1 protein-coding gene is annotated in these 1,401 nt (G+C 68.7%); it reads left to right on the forward strand.

The features are described from left to right. Positions 1-112: 112 nt before the first annotated feature. Positions 113-1,378 (forward strand): ISL3 family transposase, encoded by a 1,266-nt coding sequence (locus E6P78_RS32475; protein WP_136207200.1) that lies wholly within the window; start codon positions 113-115, stop codon positions 1,376-1,378. The last annotated feature ends 23 nt before the right edge of the window (positions 1,379-1,401 follow it).

The following is a 1,401-nucleotide window of genomic DNA, read 5'->3' on the forward strand; positions in this document are numbered from 1 at the left end:
GGCTCTCCTGCCGTATGTGTGGGTGCCCTGGGCTGGGCTGATACGTGAAACACGCCGCTCTCTGTGAACCTTGAGGTGTCTAGCAACAAGGTTGATCAAGCAGAGAAGCGGCGTGTCCATCTTCAGCATATGGAAGCGGGCCCTGACGGTCGAGAACACCGTGGTCGAGGGGATCCGCTGGGACGAGAGCGAACAGTGCGTGATCGTGTCGGTACGGCCCGAAGCGCGTCGGCGGCAGCGGTGCGGGATCTGTGCCCGGCCCGCGCCCTGGTACGACACCGGCCGGGGCCGGCGCCGGTGGCGGGCCCTGGACCACGGGGCGGTGAAGGTATTCCTGGAGGCCGACGCGTCCCGGGTGGCCTGCCAGGAGCATGGCCCGACCGTGATCGCGGTGCCCTGGGCCCGGCACGGCGCCGGCCACACCCTGGCCTTCGACGCGCAGACCGCGTGGATGGCTGCCGAATGCTCCAAGTCCGCGACCGCAACACTGATGCGGACGTCCTGGCGCACGGTCGGCAACATCGTCGCCCGCTACGTCGCCGACCGTGACAAGGGACGTGACCGGCTGGACGGGCTGCGCCGGATCGGTATCGACGAGATCAGCCACCGCAGGGGGCAGAAATACCTGACCTGCGTCGTTGACCACGACACCGGCCGCGTCGTGTGGATGGCCGAGGCACACGGCAAGGATGTCCTGAATCGCTTCTTCGACGCCCTGGGCCCCGCCCGCGCCACCCGCCTCACCCACGTCAGCGCCGACGGCGCCGGATGGATCGCCGAAGTCCTCGCCGCCCGCGTCCCGGACGCCATCCGCGTCATGGACCCCTTCCACGTGGTCGCGTGGGCCACCGACGCCCTGGATGAGGAGCGTCGCGCGTCGTGGAACAGGGCCCGCCGTGAAACCGGCGACCGCGAGAGGGCACGGGCGTTGAAGGACTCCCGCTTCGCGCTGTGGAAAAACGAGGGCGATCTCACCGACCGGCAGACCGCCAAGCTGGCCTGGATCGCGGCCACCGATCCCCGCCTTCACCGTGCCTGGCGGCTGAAAGAGGCCCTGCGAACCGTGTTCTCCCTGGCCAGGACCCGGCCCACGGCCGCGCTGCGGAACCTGGATAAATGGATCGGCTGGGCCAGACGCTGCCGCATTCCGGCCTTCGTCGACCTCCAGCGCAAGATCCGCCGTCACTACGACGCGATCCGCGCCGCACTGACCACCCGCATGTCCAACGGCCTGGTCGAATCCACCAACACCAAGACCCGCCTCATCATCCGCCGCGGCTTCGGCTTCCACACCGCCGACGCGATCATCGCCCTCGTCATGCTCACCCTCGCCGGAGACAAACCCACCCTCCCCGGCCGCCAACCCACAACAAGATGACCCACACATACGGCAGGAGAGCC

The sequence above is a fragment of the Streptomyces sp. A0958 genome (assembly GCF_004795035.1).
Classification (GTDB): domain Bacteria; phylum Actinomycetota; class Actinomycetes; order Streptomycetales; family Streptomycetaceae; genus Streptomyces.